The organism is Mycobacterium sp. TH-M82, assembly GCF_057473605.1.
Genome location: NZ_JBYCKY010000174.1, coordinates 1 through 2494 on the forward strand (window position 1 = coordinate 1; position 2494 = coordinate 2494).

A 2494-nucleotide genomic window follows, 5' to 3' on the forward strand; every position below is an offset into this window, starting at 1 on the left:
GCTGAGCCCACCGTGCAGCGAATCACCGCCCAGGTGGAGCCAAAATTCATGCAGAAAAACGACCCAACTGGGGCCAACTCAGGTGATCACACGCATCGGGGCAACCACGCCGTTCCCCTTTGTCAGGCTAGCCAGTTCGGCTATCCGCCTTGTGTACGTCTCCCTCCCACGCCACCACGTGCCCTCGTACCTGTGAAACGTCCGCATCGAATGGTTGCAAGGTGGTGTGCCAGAATCGAGAGATGCAAATCATTGCGCCTCCAAGCGTTTTGCAGCACCTGTGGAAAGCTCAGTTGGGTGCGGGAATCCTCTCGGTCCTTTTGGGCGTGGTCATGCTTAGCTGGCCAGGTAAAACGGTCCTCGCCGCGGCGATAGTCTTTGGCGCCTACCTGCTGGTGAGCGGAGCCTCGCAGGCGATCTTGGCCGTCAGCCTGAGAGTCCCATGGAGTATGCGGCTATTGCCATTCATCGCGGGCATAGCGGCGATGGCGCTGGCAGTGCTGTGCTTCCTGAATTTGCAGAATTCTATTCTGCTGCTCGCTATCTGGATCGGGCTGGGTTGGATCTTCCGTGGCGTGGCTAGCGCGACGTCCGCGATCGGCGACCCCACCCTGCCCGCGCGTGTGTGGGAAATCGTGATCGGCATGATCAGCTTGTTGGCTGGCATCGTCGTACTCGCATCGCCCCTCGAATCGATCGGTATCCTGACATTGGTTGTCGCCATTTGGTTCCTTGTGGTGGGAACGTTCGAAATCCTGTTGGCTTTCGGCGTCCGTGCCGGATCAAAGTCAACTAAGTCAGAGTCCGAAGTCGAAGCGTCCTTGGCCAAGCCAGAAACAGAGCCCGTGGCAACGCCAGAACTCGACGCCAATACTAGTCCGCAGGTGGGAGAAAAGGACTCCTCCTGAAGGACGGAACTCGACCCGATCTCTTCTCATAGAGGATTGCGCGCGTGGCAGGATTCCCAGCCACGCCTCAGATGAGAATGCCCGCGTAGCGGCGTGTCGCGACGCGCCGAGCCGTGTAGACGGTCGCGCACGCGGGTGAAACTGGCGATGAGCCAACGCAAAACGGTCACGAAGACCGGCGCGACCCCCTATAGGCGGGCCGGCGGGGCCGCGAAGGCGAAGATTCTGGATGAGGCGTGATGACAAAAAAAGCGGCTACCGGCAAACCGTTGGTGAGCCAAAGCGGGGCCTTGACAATTCTCTAGGAATCTGTTGATCTCCTTGGAAATAGCCGCGCTTCAACTGGTCGATTTACGCCAAAGGAAAGCACATGCGTACGTTCGTAACAGTGCGCCGGAAGGCGTTGAAACCCTCGTCCGGGCATAGCCGCGGAGCGACCTATCAGCGGTTCGGCCGCTGCCACAACGACCACAAAGGATGTCAGCCATGAAGCGTCGCGCGTCGGTAGTCGCCTTAATCGTCGCCGCAATCACCATCGGTGAAGCCGCGGAGGCGCTAGCACCTCGGGTAAACGCCAAGCCCGCGCCCGAGGTGGAGTACATGTATAACGTCACTGTGCGGCGGCACTATAATTTTCCGAACAACGACGCAATCGGCTATGGCTATGGGATCTGCGACAAGGTCAGCGGAGGCGAGGGCTACCCCCAACTGATGGGTGACGTGAAAAACGACGTAACGCCCAACGACGAGTTCGCGGCCAATTATCTAGTCTCGTATGCGGTTGATCTCTTTTGTCCCGCCCAGATCTGGCAGCTTCGGAAGTCAGCGGAGGGCTATCGGCCGCCGCCCGGCCAAGAGTACTTCGGTGGTCCCGGCGCCCAATAAGCGACTGAGCGGCGTCGGATCGTTTCCCGCTCGGATCACACGGTGGCTGGACTGATGAGACGCTTGATTGGCCGCGGTTCGCCGCACCGCACCTGAAGTCCTGGTCACCGCCAAGACGCAACCTTGGACCCCGGAGAAGCCCCGCGCCCTGGTCGAGATCGGAGACGGCACAGGACGCTTCCAACACGTACTTGGCGACCGGTTGAGGTAGTCCGGGGTGGGAACCACCACGACACTGCGACAACCTCGCCCCTTAGATAGGCCATCCGATCGGCCAGCACCGGGCCGCGACACCGCCGATCGCGGCCAGGGTTTCGGCGATCAACGCCGGCACCGCGCAGAACGGGAAACCATCCGGGCGCGGCGTCGGCCCCTTCGATGACCAGATACTCACGTGGCTAACAGAAGTCGGGCGGCGCCATCATGATTCTCACCGCGCACCATGGTTTCCGCCTCGGCAGCCAGACGTCCCGAAGTCTCGCTCAGAACCCTCTAACCGGCGGCGGGGCGGCGGCCGCTTAGGGCCTAGACAAATTCTAGATTAGATATAAAAATAGCCGCACGCTAGCTGATCATGGAATCCTTGGCACAGGCCGCAGCCACCCTGACGTGAGCCCTCCGGTCCGGGCCAGTTCCTGTGGGAGTCCGATGCCCCAGAATTGGGGCGAGGAGGACTCGATTCATGGCACGGCGACGGCATA

At 60.7% G+C, this 2494-nt stretch carries 3 protein-coding genes and 1 pseudogene; 3 read left to right on the plus strand and 1 reads right to left on the minus strand.

The genetic code is table 11. From position 1 onward, the window contains the following. The first annotated feature begins 242 nt into the window (after positions 1–242). The 3 genes and pseudogenes from AC2VON_RS05190 to AC2VON_RS05200 all read left to right on the plus strand — a co-directional run. Positions 243–908, plus strand: coding sequence for an HdeD family acid-resistance protein (locus AC2VON_RS05190; protein ID WP_486951974.1), 666 nt, complete (start codon positions 243–245; stop codon positions 906–908). Positions 909–1394: 486 nt separating this feature from the next. Continuing rightward, the gene (locus AC2VON_RS05195) at positions 1395–1793 is read left to right on the plus strand and encodes a DUF732 domain-containing protein (RefSeq protein WP_084027719.1); all 399 of its coding nucleotides are present in this window, start codon (positions 1395–1397) and stop codon (positions 1791–1793) included. Between the two features lie 67 nt (positions 1794–1860). After that, positions 1861–1950: pseudogene (locus AC2VON_RS05200) on the plus strand (ATP-binding protein); the annotation flags it as partial. Between the two features lie 96 nt (positions 1951–2046). Here the strand turns inward: AC2VON_RS05200 and AC2VON_RS05205 are convergent. Continuing rightward, entirely contained in the window at positions 2047–2187 is a 141-nt protein-coding gene (locus AC2VON_RS05205; protein ID WP_486951975.1) for a hypothetical protein, read from the minus strand. Positions 2188–2494 lie beyond the last annotated feature (307 nt).

Excerpts from the sequence above, each read along its gene's own strand:
- AC2VON_RS05190 (WP_486951974.1), top strand. The coding sequence starts at position 243 with ATGCAAATCATTGCGCCTCCAAGCGTTTTGCAGCACCTGTGGAAAGCT.
- AC2VON_RS05195 (WP_084027719.1), top strand. The coding sequence starts at position 1,395 with ATGAAGCGTCGCGCGTCGGTAGTCGCCTTAATCGTCGCCGCAATCACC.